This is a genomic window from Nonomuraea sp. NBC_00507 (assembly GCF_036013525.1).
Lineage (GTDB): Bacteria > Actinomycetota > Actinomycetes > Streptosporangiales > Streptosporangiaceae > Nonomuraea.
The window spans coordinates 11,056,403-11,075,147 of record NZ_CP107853.1; the positions used below are offsets into that span (position 1 = coordinate 11,056,403).

Genomic DNA, 18,745 nt, shown 5'->3' on the forward strand with positions numbered 1-18,745 from the left:
ATGAAGATCACTGGAATAGAGGCCATCGCCGCGACGGGACGCCGCACCTATGTCTTCGTCCTGGTCGATACCGACGAGGGGATCACCGGTGTCGGCGAGTGCGGCCTGCCGGACGAGCGCGCCGCGATGTTCGGGACCGTCGAGACGGTGAAGGAACTCCTCATCGGACAGGACCCCTTCCGCTCGGCGCACCTGTGGCAAGTGCTCTCGCGCGGCCTCTACTTCCCCGCGCGCAGGGAGCTGTCAGCGGTGATCTCGGCCGTCGACATGGCGCTGTGGGACATCAAGGGCAAGGCTCTCGGAGTTCCCGTCTACGAGCTGCTCGGCGGTAGGGCACGTGACCGGGTGCCGTGCTACGTCCACGTGCGCGGCGGCACGGAGGACACCGCGCGGGTGGTGGAGTCGGCGCTCGCCGCCGTCGAGGCGGGCTGGCGGCACCTGCGCTGGGGGCTGCCCGCCCAGGGGGAAATCCTCCAGCCACGCAGAGCCGTCCGCGTCGCCGTCGAGCAGTTCGCCGCGCTGCGCGAGGCGGTCGGCCCCGACGTCGAGATCGCGCTCGACGTCCACACACGGCTCGCACCCGCGGAGGCCGTCACACTCTGCCGCGAACTGGAAGCCATGCGGCCGCTGTTCATCGAGGATCCGATCCGCGCGGAAAACCCCAGGTCGATGGAGATGGTACGGCTGCGCACCACCGTACCCCTGGCCGCCGGCGAGCAGTTCGGCTCGAAATGGGAGTTCCGCGAGCTGGTGGAGAACGAGTGGATCGACTACGCCAGGATCGATCTCGCCATCGTGGGCGGGTTCACCGAGGCGATGAAGGTCGCCGGCTGGTGCGAGACCCACTACATCGACGTGGTGCCGCACAACCCGTACGGGCCGGTCGCCAACGCGGCGGCGCTCCACTTCAGCCTGGCCTGCCCCAATCTGCTGGTGCTCGAACAGCCGGTGATGCCGGGCAGCGACCTCCTCGACATCGTTCCCGAGCAGCCGCGGTGGGCCGACGGGTGCCTTCTCCCAGGCGATGCCCCCGGGCTCGGGATCACCTTGGACCGGGAGGCGGCGCGACGTACCGCCGCGGCCGACCGGCTCCCCCAGAGATTCCGGCGCCCGGACGGTTCCCTGACGAACTGGTGACGCCCGGGATTCCAGACCTCGGCGACGATGGCGCGCCTGCGCGAACGAGAACCGCACCTGGAGCGGGTCATCACCTGGAACGCCACCTCCAACGCCCACATGCTCGCCATCAACGAGGCCACGGGCTTCGTCGAGCTCCCTCGACGAGTGGAACGAGTGGCGGCTTGCGCTGTAGCCGTGGAAGACCCGTCGCGGGGGAAGATAGCGTGGTCCTCTATGACCTTGGAGGCGTTGAGGGACAGGGACCCGCGCCAGGTGGGGCCGTACGCTCTGCTGGGCCGGCTGGGCGAAGGCGGGATGGGCGTCGTCTACCTGGGTCAAGGACCGGACGGCACGCGGGTGGCGGTCAAGCTGATCCACGCCAGGTTGGACACGGACGCCGGCTTCCGTCGGCGTTTCGCCCGTGAGGTGGCGGCCGCTCAGCGGGTCGCCCGGTTCTGCACCGCCCCCGTCCTGGACGCCGACGTCGAGGGAGAGGTGGCCTATCTGGTCACCGAATACGTCGAGGGGCCCAGCCTGGAGAGCGTCGTCCGCGAGTCGGGGCCCTTGACAGGCTCGGCGTTGGACGGGCTGGCCGCGGCGATGGCGATGGCCTTACGGGCCATCCACGGGGCCGGGGTGGTGCACCGCGATCTCAAGCCGTCCAACGTGCTGCTCTCCCAGGTGGGGCCCAAGGTCATCGACTTCGGCATCGCGCAGCTCGCCGACGCGGAGATGAGCAGCATGATCGTGGGGACGCCCGCGTACATGTCGCCGGAGCACGTGTCGGGCGCTCGGATCGGGCCCGCCTCGGACATCTTCTCGTGGGGGTGCACGGTGGGCTTCGCGGCGGGCGGCGCCCCGCCGTTCGGCTCCGGGTCCGTACCCACGATCCTCCTGCGCATCCTGAACGAACCCCCGGACCTGCGGGGTCTGCCCGGCCCGCTGCATGACCTGGTGCTGGCCGCCATGGCCAAGACTCCGGCCGACCGCCCCACGGCCCAGGACCTGCTGGACCGCCTCAGCGCTTCGGCTTCATCCCTGCCGTCGACCGCCCGGCCATGGGCCACCGGTCCCGCGCCTGCCACACCGGCGGACACGGACGCGGCGTCGCCCGGCGCGACGGGCCCAGGCCAGGCGATCTCAGGCGCGGCCGAGAGCGCGGCGGCCGAGAGCGCGGCGACGGAGAGCGCGGCGACGCCTGCCGCAGCGCGACGGAGAAGGCTGCTGGCGGTGGCTGCCGCGGTGGTCATGGCGGTCGCGGGGACGTCGGCGGCACTGGTGTGGCGCGGTCAGGGCGCTGCGGTCGGCGTTCAGGACCAGAAAGGCCGTGGCGACGCCACGGCTCAGGCCGCCGCCCAGCACCCGCTCAGAGCCCAGGACAACGTACGCCTCTACGCCCCCGCCGAGCCGGCCGCCAGCCGCCAGGCCGACCAGTGGGCCGAGGACCGCCCGCAGGACGCCGAGCTCATGCGCAAGCTGGCCGCCGTCCCCTACGCCATTCGCCTGGGCGAACCCGAGGTCAGAGCGAAGATCGACCATGTGATCTCGGGGGCGGAGCAGGCCGGCGGCGTCCCGGTGTTCCTGATCAACTACATGCCCGGGAGCGACTGCAAGCCCGCCACCCCGGCCGACCTGGCCGCGTACCAGGAGTGGATCAAGGGCGTGGCCGGCCAGATCGGGAGCGCCAAGGCCGTGGTGATCCTGGAGCCGGGCAGCCTGGTCAAGATCTCCGGCGCGAAGGACTGCGACCCGCAGGGCTCCCCCGACCAGCGCTACCAGGACCTCAGGAAAGCCGCGCAGACCCTCAAGGCCAACCCCGGCACGGCCGTCTACCTCGACGGCAGCCAGGATCTCTACCCGGGCACAGAAATCATGGCCGAGCGCCTGATCGGGGCGGGCATCGACAAGGTGGACGGGTTCTTCGTCAACACGGCCGGCTATCAGCGCACGGCCAGGGCCGTCGCGTACGGCAAGAGCCTGTCGGCCTGCATCGGCATCCGGCTGGCCACCGGCGACAAGACCTGCCCGTCCTCCACCACGGTGGACCCGTCCACGATGCCGCACTTCGTCGTCGACACCGCCAGGAACGGTCAGGGAACATGGGCTCCGGCAGAGCACTACAAGGATCCGCAGACGTGGTGCAACCCTCCAGGCAGGGGCGTCGGTGACCGCCCGACCACGGCCACGGGAGAGGAACTGGTGGACGCCTACCTGTGGATCACCAAGGCGGGCGCGTCCAGCGGCAGATGCCGGCGGGGCACCGACGGCGAGAAGGACCCCGCCCGCGGCGTCGTGGCGCCGGAGGCGGGCGAATGGTGGGGCGAGATGGCGCTCGAAAGGGCGAAATCGGCCAACCCACCGTTGCGGTGAAGTTACGTCAGTAAGGCCCCGACGTTAAGCGGATGTTAGATCTGACCCCGCATCCCTTGTCCGAACATCCTTCTGGGGTAAGGCTCTGACCTGCAACTACTCCCCCCAGGAGGTACAGAGTGAGCAAGGCACGCGTGCCGTGGAAGGCCGTGGTCGGCGGTTCTGTCGGCAATCTCGTCGAGTGGTACGACTGGTTCGTCTACAGCAGCTTCGCCGTCTACTTCGCCGCGTCCTTCTTCCCTGAGGGGGACGACACCGCCAAGCTGCTCAACACGGCCGCGATCTTCGCCGTCGGCTTCTTCATGCGCCCGCTCGGCGGCTGGCTGCTCGGCCGGTACGCCGACAGGAAGGGCCGCAAGGCGGCGCTCACGCTCACCGTCACCCTGATGTCCGCGAGCGCGCTGCTGATCGCGATCGCGCCGACGTACGAGACGGTCGGCTACTTCGGCGCGCTGGTGCTGGTGGTGGCGCGCCTCCTGCAGGGCCTGTCGGTCGGCGGCGAGTACGCGGCCAGCGCCACCTACCTCACCGAGGCCACCCCGCGCGGCCGCCGCGGCTTCGCCTCGAGCTTTCAGTACGTTTCCATGACCGCCGGCCAGCTGGTCGGCCTCGGCCTGCAGATCATCCTGCAGAACACCATGTCGAAGGAGGCGCTCGACTCCTACGGCTGGCGGATCCCGTTCGTGATCGGCGCGCTCGGCGCCGCCGTCGTGTTCTACCTGCGCCGCAACCTCCTGGAGACCGAGGCGTACGACGAGGAGGAGCGCGAGGTCGAGACCGAGAGCCGCGGCACGATCCGCGAGCTGCTCGGGCACCGCAAGGAGGCGCTGCTGGTCATCGCCCTGACCATGGGTGGCACGGTCGCGTACTACACCTACACGACCTACCTCACGAAATACCTGTCGAACACCGCGGGCCTGCCCAAGGAGACGGCCACACTGGTGAGCTTCTGCGCGTTGTTCCTGTTCATGTGCCTGCAGCCGCTGGCGGGGGCGCTGTCGGACCGGATCGGGCGCAGGCCGCTGCTGATCACGTTCGGGATCGGGTCGATGCTGGGCACGGTGCCGCTGATGACGGCGCTGGGCGGGGTGAGCAGTTTCGGCGGAGCTCTCGTGCTCTCCCTCACGGGTCTGCTGATCATCACCGGGTACACGTCGATCAACGCCGTGGTGAAGGCCGAGCTGTTCCCGACGAACGTGCGCGCGCTCGGCGTGGCGCTGCCGTACGCGATCGCGAACGCGCTGTTCGGCGGCACGGCCGAGTACGTGGCGCTGTGGTTCAAGAACACCGGCATCGAGTCCGGCTTCTTCTGGTACGTCTCGGGCTGCGCCGCGGTCTCGCTCGTGGTCTACCTGGTCATGCGCGAAACGCGCGACGCCGCGCTGTCGCGTGCCGAGCAGGTCACGGCGGGGTCCCTACCGGCGCGCGTCTAACCTGGCGTAATGCGAGTTCTGCTGGTCGAGGACGACGATCGGCTCGCCGCCGCGCTCATCACGGCCCTCGCCCGGCACGGCCATCAGGTCACCCGGGCCGGGCTGGCCGTCGACGCCCTCCGCCTGGCGGGGGGCGTCGATTTCGTCCTGCTCGACCTGGGTCTGCCCGACATGGATGGGCTCGACGTGCTGCGCCGCGTGCGCCGGTTGTCGGCGGTACCGCTGATCGTCGTGACGGCCCGTACCGAGGAGCGTGAGGTGCTGCGCGGCCTGCGGTCAGGGGCGGACGACTACCTGATCAAGCCGTTCCGAACGGCGGAGCTGATGGCGCGCATGGAGGCGGTGGTGCGGCGCGGCACCCGGCCGCAGCCGCGGCGCGACCACGTCGTGAACGTCGGCGACGTCCGCATCGACCTGGAGTCCAGGCAGGTCACGGTGGCCGGGGACCCGGTGACGCTGACCAGGCGGGAGTTCGACGTGCTGGCGCTGCTGGCCAGGGAGCCGGGCGTGGTGCGCAGCAGGGAGGAGATCCTCGACGAGGTCTGGGGCGACCCTCTGCTGTCGGCGTCCCGGTCGCTGGACGTGCACGTGGCGGGGCTGCGCTCCAAGACGGGCCGTCCGGGGCTGGTGGAGACGCTGCGCGGGACGGGCTACCGGCTGGGCTCGACGACGTGAACTCGCGGCTGGTGGTCACGTTCACCACGCTGATCGTGTTCCTGATCGCGGCGCTGGCCGTGCCGCTGGGGCTGGCGTACGCCTCGCACCGGACGAACCGGCTGCTCTTGGACCGCCGCGCCGACGCCACCCGCTTCGCGGAGCTGGCCGACCAGGCCGCGCGGGACGGCGACTACGCCGGGCTGACCGCCGAGATCACCCGATACGCCGACCTGTACGGCGCCGCCGTGCGCGTACGGGACCGCGACGGCTCCATCCACATCACCGCCGGCCGCTTCGAGGCCGACGACCGGGAGGCGACCCGCCTGGCGTTGTCCGGCCGCACCACCGACGACCTGCCCACGATGACCCCGTTCGGCCCGCCGAGCGTACTGCTGGCCGAGCCGGCCGGCCGGGACGCGCAACTGTCGGGTGTGGTGCTGCTCCAGGCGCCCACCGACCGGGCCAGGCTGGAGGTGTCGCTGGTGTGGGGCGCGCTGGCGGCCGGCGCTCTGATCGCGCTGGCCTACGCGGCGCTGGCGGCCAGGCGGCTGGCCCGCTGGATCCTGCGCCCGGTCACGGAGCTGGACCGCACCACCCAGGCCATCGCGCAGGGCCGGCTGGACGCGCGGGCGCACCCCGGCGCGGGGCCGTCGGAGCTGCGGCGGCTGGAGGAGCGGTTCAACGCGATGGCCGACGCGGTCGCCGGCGCGATGGAGCGGCAGCGGGCGTTCGTGGCGGACGCCTCGCACGAGCTGCGTACCCCGCTCACCGTGCTCGGGCTGCGGCTGGAGAACCTGGAGCCGCATCTGCGGGGCGAGGGCGCGGCCGAGCACGCGGAGGCCATGGCGGAGCTGGACCGGCTGGCGCTGCTGGTGGAGGATCTGCTGTCGCTGGCCCGGGTGGAGGCAGGCGCCGAGCTCGACGGCAAGGTCGTCGAGCTGGGGCCGCGGTTGAAGGCGTGGGAAGAGGTGTACGCGGCGAAGGGGGTGCGGTTGGTTACCGATATTGCGGAAATGTCGGTTGTTCCGGAGGCGGCGGCCAGGATCGCGGACATCGCCCTCGACAACGCCCAGAAGTTCGTGCCCAAGGGCGGGACGGTGACCGTCACCTTGACGGACGGCGTGCTGCGGGTGGCCGACGACGGGCCGGGGCTGAGCGAGGAGGAGCGGGCCGAGGCGCTGGGGCGGTTCTGGCGGTCGGGGGCGCACGCCAACGTGCCAGGTAGCGGGCTCGGCCTGGCCATCGCCGCCGAGCTGGCCAAGGCGTGCGGGGCCACGTTGGCGCTGCTGCCCGCCGCACCGCACGGGTTGGTCGTGGAGCTGAGCCTGCCGGGCGCAACACAGCCGTAGAACACAGCCGTAGAGCTCAGCCGTAGACGGAGCGGTAGTACCGGATGGCGCCGGGGTGGAGCGGGACGGCGCTGGTGCCGATGGCATACCGCTCATCGAGCCGTCCGCCGGGCGCCGACGGCGCCTGGAGCCGGTCACGGGCCCGGAACAGCGTCTCGGTGACGGTGTAGGCCACGTCCTCCGGCAGCGTCGTCCGGCACATCAGGTAGCTGGGGGCGCCCACCGTCGGCACCGGCCGCACCGCCCCGTACGCGTCCGCGGGCACCGACACGTGCTCGTACACCGGCCCGAAGCGACGCCGCAGCACCGGCACCAGCGCCTCCAGCGGAATCAGCCGGATGTCGCCGAGCGCGGCCAGCGCGGGCGTGGGCACGCCGCCCGACCAGAAGAACGCCTCGATCTCGCCGCCGCGCAGCGCCTTGATGGAGGCGTCCAGCTCGAGCCTGACGATCTCTGGGGGCCGGTCCAGCCCAGCGGCGGCCACCACCCGGGCGGCGATGACCGCCGTGCCCGATCCCGGCGCTCCGATGGACACCGACCGCCCGGCCAGGTGCCCGACCTCGGCGATCCCCGAGCTCTCGCCGACGACCAGGTGAACGTAGTTCATGTACACCCTTGCCAGCGCGGACACCGGCTGGTGGCGTACACGGATCGCGTCGTCGGCGCTGTCGGCCAGCGAGAACCCGACGTCTGCCCGCCCGTCGGCCATCATGGCGAGATTCTGGACGCTGGCGGCGGTCTGCGTCACCCGCACGGGGATCCCGTCGCGCCGCAGCTCCTTGGCCAGCTGGTCGCCCAGCTGCCCGTACAGCCCACCGGACTGCCCGGTCACCAGCCGCAGCTCGGCCGGCCGGGCCTCGCCGCCCGAGCACCCCGCCGTCAGCAGGGCGAGCCCGAGCAGGGACCGGCGGCTAATCAGCATGAATTCACGTTATCCGGTGACACAGAATGGACTTCGTGACCGCACGCCTGCGCATCGCCCCAGAGCTGAGGATGTTTCTGCCCGTGAGCCGCCGCCAGGAATGGCAGGAGGTGATCCCGGACGGCACGTCCACGCTGGGCCATCACGTGGAGTCGGTCGGCATCCCGCTGACCGAGGTGGGCCCGCTGATCGTGGACGGCCGCGGCGTGTCCCCCTCCTATCAGCTCACCTCCGGCGACGTGGCGGAGGTGCATCCGATGCCCCGGCCGCAACCTCTGCCCGAGGAGCCGCGTTTCCTGCTGGACGTGCACCTGGGCACGCTGGCGCGGCGGCTGCGCCTGCTCGGCATCGACGCCGCCTACCACAACGACAGGGACGACCCGGCGCTCGTGGCGCAGGCCAACGAGGAGCGCCGGGTGCTGCTCACCCAGGACCGCGGCCTGCTGCGCCGCCGCGCGCTGTGGCTGGGCGCGTACGTCCGCGGTTCCCGCCCCACCGACCAGCTACGCGACCTCCTCGAACGCTTCTCGCCACCGCTGCGCCCGTGGACGCGCTGCACGGCCTGCAACGGCCGGCTGGAGCCGGTCGCCAAGCATGAGGTCGCGCCGCTCCTGGAGGCCGGGACGCGGCGCAACTACGACGTGTACGGCCGGTGCCGGGAATGCGGCCAGATCTACTGGCACGGCGCGCACAGCGGCCGGCTGGAGCAAATCGTGCAGTCGGCACGCGCGTGGACTAATAGCGCAGGCTAGACGGCCAGCAGACGGCGGACGTCCTCGCGTTGCAGCTCCTCGGCCTCCCCGGTGCGTACGACGTGCCCGGCGTCGAGGATGAGGAACCGGTCGGCCAGCCGCAGCGCGATGTCCAGGTACTGCTCGACGAGCAGCACGGCCAGCCCGGAGGCGTGCAGTTGCTCGATGGCCGCCTCGATCTCGAGGATGATCGACGGCTGGATGCCCTCGGTCGGCTCGTCGAGGATGAGCATCCTGGGCTTGGTCACCAGGGCGCGGGCCATGGCGAGCTGCTGTTGCTGCCCGCCCGACAGGTGCCCGGCGCTGCGTTTGAGCAGGGGCTTGAGTGCGGGGAAGAGGTCGAGTGCCTCGTCGATGGCCCGTTGCGGCTGCTTGGCGGCCTCCACGGCGACCAGGAGGTTGCCCAGGACGGACAGCTGGGGGAAGCACTGGTGGCCCTGGGGGACGTACCCCATGCCGAGCCGCACCCGCTCGTGCGGCTTCAGCCTGGTCACGTCCCGCCCGTCGAACATGACGGTGCCCGCCGTCGCGGGCAGCACCCCCATGATGGTGTTGAGCAGGGTGGTCTTGCCCACGCCGTTGCGTCCCATGACGCACACGAGGCGGCCGGGATCGACCTCCAGAGAGACTCCGAACAGTACGCGTGCCCTGCCGTAACCTGCTTCAAGGGCGGTTACCGATAGCATCCTTGGGCCTCCTCCCCAGATAGACCTCCTGCACCCGCGGGTCGGCGCTGACCTGGTCGACCGACCCCTCCACGAGGATCTTGCCCTCGTGCAGGACGGTCACCTTCGAGGCGTGCCGCCGCAGGAACTCCATGTCGTGCTCCACCACGATCACCGTGTGATCGTCGGCGATCTCGGTGAGCAGTTTGCCGGTGCGCTCGCGTTCGTCGCCGGACATGCCGGCGACCGGCTCGTCCAGGAGCAGCAGCCGAGGCCGCTGCGCCAGCAGCATCCCGATCTCCAGCCACTGGCGCTGGCCGTGCGAGAGAACGCCGGCTGAACGCTCGGCGAGATCTTCGAGTCCCGTCCTGGCCAGGGCCTCCGCGACGGCCTCGGAGACGCCTCTGCGCCGCCTGGCCAGCGACCACAGCGGCTTGCGGAAGCTGGCGGCCAGGTCGAGGTTCTCCAGGACGGTGAGCTCCTCGAACACGACCGAGGTCTGGAACGTGCGGCCGACGCCCAGCCGGACGATCTGGTGCTCCTTCTTGCCGACGAGGTCGTAGCCGCCGAACCGCACGGCGCCCGCCGCGGGCTTCGTCAGGCCGGTGATCACGTCGATCAGCGTGGTCTTGCCGGCGCCGTTGGGCCCGATCAGGAAACGCAGCTCGCCCTCGGGCACGGTGAGGTCGACGCCGTCGAGTGCGCGGTAGCCGTCGAACACCACGTGCACGTCACGTAGTTCGAGCATGTCGCAACCTCCCCAGGATGCCCATGATCCCCTTTGGGGCGAGCGTCATGACCAGGATGAACAGCGCGCCCTGCAGGTAGAGCCAGCCGTCGGCGAACTGCTCGCTGAAGGCCGTCTTGGCGTAGCCCATGACCACGGCGCCGAGCACGGCCCCGGCCAGCGCGTGCCGCCCGCCGACCGCCACCGCGACGACCAGCTCCAGCGACGGCACCACGCCGAGCAGCGCGGGCGAGATGATGCCGACGACCGGCACGAACAGCGCGCCCGCCAGCCCGGCCATGCCGGCCGAGACGGCGAAGGTGACGGTCTTGACCAGGGCCGGGTCGTAGCCGAGGAACCGCACCCGGTCCTCACCGTCCCTGACCGCGACGAGGAGCCGGCCGAACCGGCTGTTCACCAGCTGCCGGGTGGCCAGGTAGAGCACCCCGAGCACGCTCGCCACGACCAGGTAGAGACCGCGCTGGGTGGAGTCCTCGGCGAGGTCCTGCCCGAACAGATCGAAGAAGTTGGTCATGCCGTTGGTGCCGCCGGTCAGCCCCTGCTGGCCGACCAGCAGGATGACCAGCGCGGCGGCCAGCGCCTGGGTGAGGATCGCGAAGTACGCCCCCCGCACCCGCTGCCGGAACACCAGCGTGCCCAGGATCACCGCGAGCGCCATCGGCCCGGCCACCGCCATGCCGAGCGCGAACACGGGATTGGCGAAGGGAAGCCACAACGCGGGCAGGTCCTCCACCCCGCTCCACACCATGAAGTCCGGCAGCCCGCCCGGCCCCGCCTCGGTGAGCTTGAGGTACATCGCCATCGAGTAGCCGCCGAGCCCGAAGAACACGCCCTGGCCCAGCGTGAGCATGCCGCCCTTCCCCCAGGCCAGCCCGATCCCGAGCGCGACGATCGCGTAGCACAGGTATTTGGCGAGCAGCCCCAGCCGGAACGGCTCCAGCAGCAGCGGCGCCGCGACCAGCGCCACCACCGCGATGGCGGCGAACGGCAGGTTCCGTTTGATCATGTAAGCACCCTCGACCTGAGCACGAACATCCCCTGGGGCCGTACCTGCAGGAACGCGATGACGACCGCGAAGACGATCACCTTCGCCAGCGAGGCGTCCGACCAGAACTCGGCGTAGGAGTTCAGCAGCCCCAGCCCGGCGGCCGCGAGCACCGCCCCGCGCAGCTGCCCGAGCCCGCCCGCGACCACGACGAGGAACGCGTCGACGATGTAGTAGGTGCCGAGCGCCGGCCCGACGGGCCCGATGAGCGTCAGCGCCACCCCGGCCACGCCCGCGAGCCCGGACCCGATGAAGAACGTCAGCATGTCCACCCGCCCGGCGTCGATCCCGCTGGTGGCGGCCAGCTGCCGGTTCTGCATCACGGCCTGCGTGCGCCGCCCCAGGCCGGTCCTGTTGAGATAAGCCCAGACCGCGACCACGCCCGCGATGGCCAGGGCCATGATGAACAGCCGGTTGTACGGCAGGATGCCCACCCCGCCCGCCAGCCACGAGGGGGCGGGCACCTGCACGTTCGGCGCCCCGAACAGGTCGCGGGCGAGCTGCTGCAGCACCAGGCTCACGCCCCAGGTGAGCAGCAGGGTGTCCAGCGGCCGGCCGTAGAAGTGCCTGATGGCGCCCCGCTCCAGGATCAGCCCCATCACTCCGGCCACCACGAACGCCGCCGGCAGCGCGAGCACCATGTCCTGCAGCAGGAACGCGGTGTACGCGCCCGCCATGATGAACTCGCCGTGGGCCATGTTGATCACCCCCATCTGCCCGAACGTGAACGTCAGCCCGAGCGCGATGAGCAGCAGCACCGCCCCGATCGACAACCCGATCGGTAGTTGGTTGACGAACGCCGACATCAGGAGGCCGCCAGGCCGGACGCCCAGGGGTAACCCTTGAGGTACGGGTCCGGCTTGATCGGCTTGCCGGAGTCCCACACCTGCTTGATCAGGCCGTCGGGCTGGATGATGCCGATGCGGGCGGTCTTGTACATGTGCTGGTTCTCGCCGTCGATGGTGACCAGACCTTCGGGGCGTTCGAGCGCGATGCCGGGCGCGGCCTTCTTGACGGCCTCGACCTCGGTCGAGCCGGCCTTCTTGACCGCCTCGGCCCACAGGTAGACGGCGTTGTAGCCGGCCTCCATGGGGTCGGAGGTGACCTTCTTCTCGCCGTACTTGGCCTTGAACGCCTTGACGAAGGCCTCGTTGGCCGGGGTTTGCGTGGTCTGGTAGTAGTTCCAGGCGACCGGGTGGCCGACGATGTTGTCCACGCCGATGCCGGTGACCTCCTCCTCGGCGATGCTCACCGACAGCACCGGCATGCTCTCGGCGGTGGCGCCGGCGCTCTTGAGCTGCTTGAAGAACGCGACGTTGCTGTCGCCGTTGAGGGTGTTGAACACCGCGTCCGGCTTGGCCTGCGTGACCTTGTTGACCAGCGTGGAGTACTCGGTGTGGCCGAGCGGGGTGTACTCCTCGCCGAGGATCTCCATCCCGTTCGCGGCCGCGTACGCCTTGATGATCTTGTTGGCGGTGCGCGGGAAGACGTAGTCGCTGCCGACCAGGAAGATCTTCTTCTTGCCCTGCTCCTTCAGGTAGTCCAGGCCGGGGATGATCTGCTGGTTGGTGGTGGCGCCGGTGTAGAAGATGTACGGGGAGCTCTCCAGCCCCTCGTACTGCACCGGATACCACAGCAGCGCCTTATACCGTTCGAAGACCGGCAGCATGGCCTTCCTGCTGGCCGAGGTCCAGCCGCCGAAGACAGTGGCGACCTTGTCCTGCCTGATCAGTTTGGTGGCCTTCTCGGCGAAGGTCGGCCAGTCGGAGGCTCCGTCCTCGACCACGGGGACGAGTTTCTTGCCGAGCACGCCTCCGGCCTTGTTGATCTCCTCGATCGCGAGCATCTCGGCGTCGCGGACGGTGACCTCGCTGATGGCCATGGTGCCGCTGAGCGAGTGCAGCAGGCCGACCTTGATCTCGTTCGACTGCGCGGCGGGTTGGGCGTCGGATCCGCAGGCCGCGAGGGTGAAGAGGACGAGCGCGGAGACGATTGCGCGAGATGTGCGCACAGCGGTTCCTTCCTGCCGGGCGTTCCTGCCAGAAAGGTGACTCCGCGAGGTTTCCCAGGTAGATCCCGGGCGTTAAGACGCCATTGCCGGGCGTTCACAAATGCACTTAATCCGATATGCGGGACTCAGCCGCACGGCGAAACCAACACGACATCACCCGGCAACAGTCAGGAAACGGCCGGTTCCTATGGTCCGGCCATGCGGCTTACCTCACACGAGCAGGAGCGGCTGCTCATCCACGTCGCCGCCGGGGTGGCGCGCGAGCGGCAGGCCAGAGGCCTGCGGCTCAACCATCCCGAGGCTACCGCCATCATCGCGTCGTTCCTCATGGAGGGCGCCAGGGACGGGCGCACCGTGGCCGACCTCATGGAGGCGGGACGGTCCGTGCTCGGCCGGGCCGACGTCATGGAGGGGGTGCCGGAGATGCTGGAGAGCGTCCAGATCGAGGCCACGTTCCCGGACGGCACGAAGCTGGTGACCGTGCACAGGCCGATCCCGTGATCCCGGGTGAATACGTCCACCCCGACGGCTTCCTCGCGCTCAACCCCGGGCGCGAGCGCGTGACCGTGCGGGTGGTCAACACGGCGGACCGGCCGGTCCAGGTGGGCTCGCACTACCACTTCGCGGCCGCCAATCCGGGGCTGGAGTTCGACAGGAAGGCGGCGTGGGGGATGCGACTGGACGTGCCCGCGGGCACCGCCATCAGGTTCGAGCCCGGCGTGGAGCGGGACGTGACGCTGGTGCCGCTGGGCGGCAACCGCGTGGTGCCGGGACTGCGGCCGGAGTGGGCGGGGCCGCTCGATGACTGACGGAGCCCAGATCTCACGCGCCCGCTACGCCGCACTCTACGGACCCACCACCGGCGACCAGATCAGGCTGGCCGACACCGACCTGTTCATCGAGGTCACCGAGGACCTGTCGATGGGGCCTTCCGGTCCCGGCGACGAAGCCGTCTTCGGCGGCGGCAAGGTGATCCGCGAATCCATGGGACAGGCCAGAACCACCCGGGCCGAGGGCGCGGTCGACCTGGTCATCACCGGCGTGGTGATCCTCGACCACTGGGGCGTGGTCAAGGCCGACATCGGCATTCGCGACGGCCGTATCCACGCCATCGGCAAGGCCGGCAACCCCGACACGATGGACGGCGTGGACCTGGTCATCGGACCGTCCACGGAGGTCCTCTCCGGCAACGGCAAGATCCTCACCGCCGGGGCCGTCGACTCGCACGTCCACCTGATCTGCCCGCAGCTGCTCGACGAGGCCATCGGGTCCGGTGTCACCACGATCGTCGGGGGCGGCACCGGGCCCGTCGAGGGCACCAAGGCCACCACCGTCACCGGGGCCTGGTATCTCGGCCGGATGCTGGAGTCGCTGGACTCCTACCCGCTGAACTTCGCGCTGCTCGGCAAGGGCAACACGGTCAGCTCCGACGGGCTGAACGAGCAGCTCAGGGCCGGGGCCTCGGGCTTCAAGCTGCACGAGGACTGGGGGACCACGCCGGCCGCCATCGACGCGTGCCTGAGCGTGGCGGACGCGTCCGGCGTGCAGGTGACCATCCACACCGACACCCTGAACGAGGCCGGGTTCGTCGAATCGACGCTCAAGGCCATCGGCGATCGGATGATCCACGCCTACCACACCGAAGGGGCGGGCGGCGGGCACGCGCCCGACATCATCCGCGTCGCCGCCTACTCCAACGTGCTGCCCTCCTCCACCAACCCCACCAGGCCGCACACCGTCAACACGCTCGACGAGCACCTCGACATGCTCATGGTGTGCCACCACCTCAACCCGTCGATCCCGGAGGACCTGGCCTTCGCCGAGTCGCGCATCCGGCCGTCGACGATGGCCGCCGAGGACGTGCTGCACGACATGGGCGCGATCTCGATGATCGGCTCGGACTCGCAGGCCATGGGGCGGATCGGGGAGACGATCATCCGTACGTGGCAGACTGCTCACGTGATGAAGGGGCGGCGCGGCTCGCTGGGCTCGGGACCGGCGGACAATCTCCGGGCTCGCCGATACGTAGCGAAATATACGATATGTCCGGCTATCGCCCACGGCTTGGATGACGAGATCGGCTCCGTCGAACGCGGCAAGCTCGCCGACCTCGTCCTCTGGGACCCCGCCTTCTTCGGCGTCAAGCCGGACCTGGTGCTCAAGGGCGGGGTGGTGGCCTGGGCCCAGATGGGCGACGCCAACGCCTCCATCCCGACGCCGCAGCCGGTGCTGCCCCGGCCCATGTTCGGCGCCTCACCGGTCACGGCCGCCGCCACCTCGCTCCACTTCGTCGCGCCGCTCGCCCTGGAGTCGGGGCTCGCCGACCGGCTGGCCGTACGCCGGCGGCTGGTCCCGGTCGCGGACGTCCGCCGGCGCGGGAAGTCCTCCATGCCCCTCAACGACGCTCTGCCCAGGATCGAGGTGGCGCCCGACACGTTCGAGGTCCGCATCGACGGCGACCTCATCGAGCCGGCCCCCGCCGCCACCCTGCCCATGGCACAGCGTTACTTCCTGTTCTGACCAGCGAGATGTGATGTATTCGATCTGATGAACCCGGCTCTGCTCCTGATCGCCGACTCCCGCCTGCCGGCCGGCGGCCACGCCCACTCGGGCGGGGCCGAACGCGCCATCGCGGCGGGGGCGGTGCACGACGTGCCGTCGCTGGACCGCTTCCTTCGGGGGCGGCTGCACACCTCCGGCACGCTCGCCGCCGCCCTGGCAGCCGCCGCCGCCCTCCAGGCGTCCTGTACGGCCACCCGGGACGTCACCCGCCTCAGCGCGGGCACTGCCCACGCGACCACCGGCATCGCGACTGACGGCGTCCACGCGCCTCTTGACCAGCCACCCGCGCCCGGCGGGGACACGTTCGCGACTCCAGCCCGACACGGTGACGCGGCCGGACGCGGCAGCCAGGCAGCCGGACACGGCGGGGATGATGGCGGCGACGTGTCACCCTGGGTGCGGCTCGATGACGAGGTGGACGCGCGGACCGCCTCACCTGCGCAGCGGGACGCCTCCAGGACGCAGGGCAGGCTGCTGCTCAGGGTCGCCCGGCGGGTGTGGCCGTCGGACGTCCTCGACGAGCTGGCGCGGACCGTACCCCATCCTCATCACCCGATCGCGCTCGGCGTGGCCGCGCACGCGGCGGGAGCCACGCCCGAGGAGGCGGCCATGGCGGCGGCGTACCACGCGATCAGCGGCCCCGCCACGGCGGCGGTCCGGCTGCTGGGTCTGGACCCGGTCGCCGTGCACGCGCTGCTGGCCGCCTTCGCCCCCGACCTCACCGCCGTGGCCGCCCAAGCCCACCTCGCCGCCACGAACGCGCACCCGGCCCCCCACCTCGCCCCCCTCTGGGAGGCGTTGCCCGCGTATTCAGCACCAGCACTGGATCTCCTGGCCGAGCAGCACACGCAGGCCGAGATCAGGCTGTTCGTCTCCTAAGGAAGGGACCCGTACATGGGAGCCAATCACGACGACCATCACCACGCACCCGACGGCCGCGGCCGGGCGCTGCGGCTCGGCGTGGGCGGCCCGGTGGGCAGCGGCAAGACGGCCCTGGTGGCCGCGCTCTGCCGGACGCTGGGCCCATCGCTGTCCCTGGGCGTGGTGACCAACGACATCTACACCACCGAGGACGCCGACTTCCTGCGCCGGGCCGGCGTGCTCGACGCCGAGCGCATCCTGGCCGTCGAGACCGGCTGTTGCCCGCACACCGCCATCCGCGACGACATCGCCGCGAACCTCGACGCCGTCGAGACCCTGGAGCACCGATTCGGCCCGCTGGACCTGGTCATCGTGGAGAGCGGCGGCGACAACCTGACGGCGACGTTCAGCCGGGGGCTGGCGGACGAGCAGATCTTCGTCCTGGACGTCTCGGGCGGTGACAAGGTGCCCCGCAAGGGCGGTCCCGGGGTCACGACGGCGGACCTGCTGGTGATCAACAAGACCGACCTGGCCCCGATGGTGGGCGCCGATCTGGGCGTGATGGCCCGCGACGCGGCCAAGGTACGCGGGGAGCGGCCGGTGCTGTTCACCTCGATCAGGCAGGACCCCACTGCCGCCGCCGTCGCCGACTGGGTCTCCGAACGGGTGACGACCTGGTCCCACGTCCACGCGGCCCCCGTCTCGTAATGCCTTCCCAGCCCACCGGCACCACCGAGGCCGCCGACACCCCGGAGCACGCCGCACCGCCCCTGCCCGGCCCGACCGGGTCCGTCGCTGACGAGCGCCCCGGGCCCGTCCAGCACACGGAAACGCCTCAGAGCACGACGCCTGCGGGACATGGCGGGCAGCACGGGCACGTAGGGCCTGCTGGGCCCGGCGGGCACGTAGGGCCTGCTGGGCCGGGTGGACGGGTGCGCGCCGATGGGGCGGCTCGGGCAGGGCGTGGGCGGCGACGGGCGATGCGGGCCAGTGCCGCCGTCGCGACCGCGCCTGCGGCGGACGGACGAACAATGATCAGCCGGATGGCCTCGGATCCGCCGCTGACGCTGCGCCAGACCGGCCCGTACACCGTCCACCTCGTCTCGACGGCGGCCGGGCCGCTCGGCGGCGACCGGCTGGCGCTGGACGTGGACGTCGCCCCCCGTACCACTCTGGAGCTGGGCTCGGTGGCGAGCACGCTGGTCCTGCCCGGCGAGGGCGAGTCCGAGATGCTGATCACCGCACGGGTGGGCGCGGGCGCGACCCTCCGCTTCACCCCCGAGCCGACAGTGCTCGCCGCGGGCTGCGAGCACCGTCTGATCGTACGGCTGGCGCTGGAGCCGGACGCGAGCGTCCTGTGGCGCGAGGAGATCGTCTTCGGCCGGTACGGCGAGGAGCCCGGCCGCTGCCACGCCCGTTTCGACGCCACCTGCGGCGACCGCCCCCTGCTCCGGCAGGAGTTCACGGTCGGCGACCCGGCGCTCGACACCTCGCCGGCCGTCTTCGGCGGGGCCCGCTGCGTCGGCACCACGTTCCTCACGACGACGGCGAAGGAACCACTCGTGGCCGACGGGGTCGTGGTCCTGCCCTTGGCGGCGTCAGGGACGCTGGTGTCGGCTCTGGCCGGAGATGCGGTGGAGCTGCGTTCGCGCCTGGAATGGGGGGAAAACGCGGCTTGCGTCGATGGTGATGACTCCGTTGCGTACGATGGCCGGACGGGCGGCCCCGGCATACAGTGATCGTGTGGCCGAAGACCTCAAGCCCGCGCCGCCCGGCACCCGTCGCGGCCATGCGCTGGCCGTGGCCGTCGCCGGAGCGCTCCTGGTGTTCTGCGCCGTCCTGCCGTGGGCGGGCCTGGAGGCGAAGATCGGCCTGATCGGCGGCGGGGTGACCGCCGACGTGCGCGGCATCGACGACGCGTTCGGCATCTACGCGCTGGTGGCGGGGCTGGTGGCGCTGGCGTGCGGCCTGGCCGGGCTACTCGCCCATCCGAGGCTCGCCGCCCTGGCGCTCGTCCCTGGTGCGGTGGCCGTGCTGGCGGTGGTGATGTTCGTGACCGAGGGGAGCGGCGTGCAGGACCGGATCTCCATCGACCTGGGCCTGCTGTCGGTCGCACCGGTGATCAGGTTCGGCTGGTTCGCGGCGCTGGCGTGCTCACTCGGGGTCGTGGTGCTCTCGGTCCTGGCGTTGTTCCGCCGCACGCGGGCCGACCACTGACCGCGCGGGCCGGTCGTAGAGCACGCCACAGGTC

General features: G+C 70.9%; 19 protein-coding genes. 13 read left to right on the top strand and 6 right to left on the bottom strand.

Going from position 1 to position 18,745, the window contains the following annotated elements:
- The 5 genes from OHA25_RS52705 (at nt 1) to OHA25_RS52725 (ending at nt 6,928) form a co-directional block, all read left to right on the top strand.
- Entirely contained in the window at nt 1-1,137 is a 1,137-nt protein-coding gene (locus OHA25_RS52705; RefSeq protein WP_327584389.1) for a mandelate racemase/muconate lactonizing enzyme family protein, read from the top strand.
- Between the two features lie 27 nt (nt 1,138-1,164).
- Nucleotides 1,165-3,489, top strand: a complete 2,325-nt coding sequence (locus OHA25_RS52710; protein WP_327584390.1) for a glycoside hydrolase family 6 protein — start codon at nt 1,165-1,167, stop codon at nt 3,487-3,489.
- A gap of 119 nt (nt 3,490-3,608) precedes the next feature.
- A complete protein-coding gene (locus OHA25_RS52715) occupies nt 3,609-4,922 on the top strand; it encodes an MFS transporter (RefSeq protein WP_327584391.1) in 1,314 nt (437 codons plus the stop codon).
- Between the two features lie 9 nt (nt 4,923-4,931).
- Nucleotides 4,932-5,597 (top strand): response regulator transcription factor, encoded by a 666-nt coding sequence (locus OHA25_RS52720; RefSeq protein ID WP_327584392.1) that lies wholly within the window; start codon nt 4,932-4,934, stop codon nt 5,595-5,597.
- Nucleotides 5,594-6,928: a sensor histidine kinase gene (locus tag OHA25_RS52725; RefSeq protein WP_327584393.1), complete on the top strand. Its 1,335-nt coding sequence runs from the start codon at nt 5,594-5,596 to the stop codon at nt 6,926-6,928. Before OHA25_RS52720 ends, OHA25_RS52725 begins: the two co-directional genes overlap by 4 nt.
- Nucleotides 6,929-6,944: 16 nt before the next feature.
- Here the strand turns inward: OHA25_RS52725 and OHA25_RS52730 are convergent, their stop codons facing one another.
- Nucleotides 6,945-7,850 carry a TAXI family TRAP transporter solute-binding subunit gene (locus OHA25_RS52730; protein ID WP_327584394.1) on the bottom strand — a complete coding sequence of 302 codons (906 nt, stop codon included), beginning with the start codon at nt 7,848-7,850 and terminating at the stop codon, nt 6,945-6,947.
- A 26-nt stretch (nt 7,851-7,876) separates the two neighbouring features.
- Between OHA25_RS52730 and OHA25_RS52735 the strand changes: the two genes are divergently transcribed.
- Nucleotides 7,877-8,602: a Mut7-C RNAse domain-containing protein gene (locus OHA25_RS52735; RefSeq protein ID WP_327584395.1), complete on the top strand. Its 726-nt coding sequence runs from the start codon at nt 7,877-7,879 to the stop codon at nt 8,600-8,602.
- On the opposite strand, the gene urtE is transcribed toward OHA25_RS52735, so the two are convergent.
- Genes urtE through urtA form a run of 5 tightly spaced genes read right to left on the bottom strand, consistent with a single transcriptional unit; the run spans nt 8,599 to nt 13,071 of the window.
- On the bottom strand, nt 8,599-9,288 hold the full coding sequence (urtE, locus tag OHA25_RS52740) for an urea ABC transporter ATP-binding subunit UrtE (protein ID WP_327584396.1): 690 nt from the start codon (nt 9,286-9,288) through the stop codon (nt 8,599-8,601). The two genes, OHA25_RS52735 and urtE, sit on opposite strands and share 4 nt — an antisense overlap.
- Nucleotides 9,266-10,015: an urea ABC transporter ATP-binding protein UrtD gene (gene urtD, locus OHA25_RS52745; protein ID WP_305923327.1), complete on the bottom strand. Its 750-nt coding sequence runs from the start codon at nt 10,013-10,015 to the stop codon at nt 9,266-9,268. The genes urtE and urtD overlap by 23 nt, the downstream gene beginning before the upstream one ends.
- Entirely contained in the window at nt 9,999-11,021 is a 1,023-nt protein-coding gene (urtC, locus tag OHA25_RS52750; RefSeq protein WP_327584397.1) for an urea ABC transporter permease subunit UrtC, read from the bottom strand. Before urtC ends, urtD begins: the two co-directional genes overlap by 17 nt.
- Nucleotides 11,018-11,866: an urea ABC transporter permease subunit UrtB gene (gene urtB / locus OHA25_RS52755; protein ID WP_327584398.1), complete on the bottom strand. Its 849-nt coding sequence runs from the start codon at nt 11,864-11,866 to the stop codon at nt 11,018-11,020. The genes urtC and urtB overlap by 4 nt, the downstream gene beginning before the upstream one ends.
- A complete protein-coding gene (urtA, locus tag OHA25_RS52760; protein ID WP_327584399.1) occupies nt 11,866-13,071 on the bottom strand; it encodes an urea ABC transporter substrate-binding protein in 1,206 nt (401 codons plus the stop codon). The genes urtB and urtA overlap by 1 nt, the downstream gene beginning before the upstream one ends.
- Before the next feature lie 198 nt (nt 13,072-13,269).
- On the opposite strand from urtA, the gene OHA25_RS52765 reads away from it, so the two are divergent.
- The 7 genes from OHA25_RS52765 (at nt 13,270) to OHA25_RS52795 (ending at nt 18,711) form a co-directional block, all read left to right on the top strand.
- Nucleotides 13,270-13,572, top strand: coding sequence for an urease subunit gamma (locus tag OHA25_RS52765; protein ID WP_138710073.1), 303 nt, complete (start codon nt 13,270-13,272; stop codon nt 13,570-13,572).
- A complete protein-coding gene (locus OHA25_RS52770; protein ID WP_305923331.1) occupies nt 13,569-13,880 on the top strand; it encodes an urease subunit beta in 312 nt (103 codons plus the stop codon). Before OHA25_RS52765 ends, OHA25_RS52770 begins: the two co-directional genes overlap by 4 nt.
- A complete protein-coding gene (locus OHA25_RS52775) occupies nt 13,873-15,591 on the top strand; it encodes an urease subunit alpha (RefSeq protein WP_327584400.1) in 1,719 nt (572 codons plus the stop codon). The genes OHA25_RS52770 and OHA25_RS52775 overlap by 8 nt, the downstream gene beginning before the upstream one ends.
- A 27-nt stretch (nt 15,592-15,618) precedes the next feature.
- Complete coding sequence (locus OHA25_RS52780) at nt 15,619-16,512, top strand: urease accessory protein UreF (RefSeq protein ID WP_327584401.1); 894 nt, start codon at nt 15,619-15,621, stop codon at nt 16,510-16,512.
- A 15-nt stretch (nt 16,513-16,527) separates the two neighbouring features.
- Entirely contained in the window at nt 16,528-17,202 is a 675-nt protein-coding gene (gene ureG, locus OHA25_RS52785; protein WP_327584402.1) for an urease accessory protein UreG, read from the top strand.
- Nucleotides 17,203-17,537: 335 nt separating this feature from the next.
- Nucleotides 17,538-18,233: an urease accessory protein UreD gene (locus OHA25_RS52790; protein WP_327584403.1), complete on the top strand. Its 696-nt coding sequence runs from the start codon at nt 17,538-17,540 to the stop codon at nt 18,231-18,233.
- A gap of 4 nt (nt 18,234-18,237) precedes the next feature.
- Nucleotides 18,238-18,711: a hypothetical protein gene (locus OHA25_RS52795; RefSeq protein ID WP_327584404.1), complete on the top strand. Its 474-nt coding sequence runs from the start codon at nt 18,238-18,240 to the stop codon at nt 18,709-18,711.
- Nucleotides 18,712-18,745: the final 34 nt, after the last annotated feature.

Coding starts and splice junctions, on each gene's coding strand:
- OHA25_RS52705 (WP_327584389.1), top strand. CDS start 1: ATGAAGATCACTGGAATAGAGGCCATCGCCGCGACGGGACGCCGCACC.
- OHA25_RS52710 (WP_327584390.1), top strand. CDS start 1,165: ATGGCGCGCCTGCGCGAACGAGAACCGCACCTGGAGCGGGTCATCACC.
- OHA25_RS52720 (WP_327584392.1), top strand. CDS start 4,932: ATGCGAGTTCTGCTGGTCGAGGACGACGATCGGCTCGCCGCCGCGCTC.
- OHA25_RS52730 (WP_327584394.1), bottom strand. CDS start 7,850: ATGCTGATTAGCCGCCGGTCCCTGCTCGGGCTCGCCCTGCTGACGGCG.
- OHA25_RS52735 (WP_327584395.1), top strand. CDS start 7,877: ATGGACTTCGTGACCGCACGCCTGCGCATCGCCCCAGAGCTGAGGATG.
- urtE (WP_327584396.1), bottom strand. CDS start 9,288: ATGCTATCGGTAACCGCCCTTGAAGCAGGTTACGGCAGGGCACGCGTA.
- urtD (WP_305923327.1), bottom strand. CDS start 10,015: ATGCTCGAACTACGTGACGTGCACGTGGTGTTCGACGGCTACCGCGCA.
- urtC (WP_327584397.1), bottom strand. CDS start 11,021: ATGATCAAACGGAACCTGCCGTTCGCCGCCATCGCGGTGGTGGCGCTG.
- urtB (WP_327584398.1), bottom strand. CDS start 11,866: ATGTCGGCGTTCGTCAACCAACTACCGATCGGGTTGTCGATCGGGGCG.
- OHA25_RS52765 (WP_138710073.1), top strand. CDS start 13,270: ATGCGGCTTACCTCACACGAGCAGGAGCGGCTGCTCATCCACGTCGCC.
- OHA25_RS52775 (WP_327584400.1), top strand. CDS start 13,873: ATGACTGACGGAGCCCAGATCTCACGCGCCCGCTACGCCGCACTCTAC.
- OHA25_RS52780 (WP_327584401.1), top strand. CDS start 15,619: ATGAACCCGGCTCTGCTCCTGATCGCCGACTCCCGCCTGCCGGCCGGC.
- ureG (WP_327584402.1), top strand. CDS start 16,528: ATGGGAGCCAATCACGACGACCATCACCACGCACCCGACGGCCGCGGC.
- OHA25_RS52790 (WP_327584403.1), top strand. CDS start 17,538: ATGGCCTCGGATCCGCCGCTGACGCTGCGCCAGACCGGCCCGTACACC.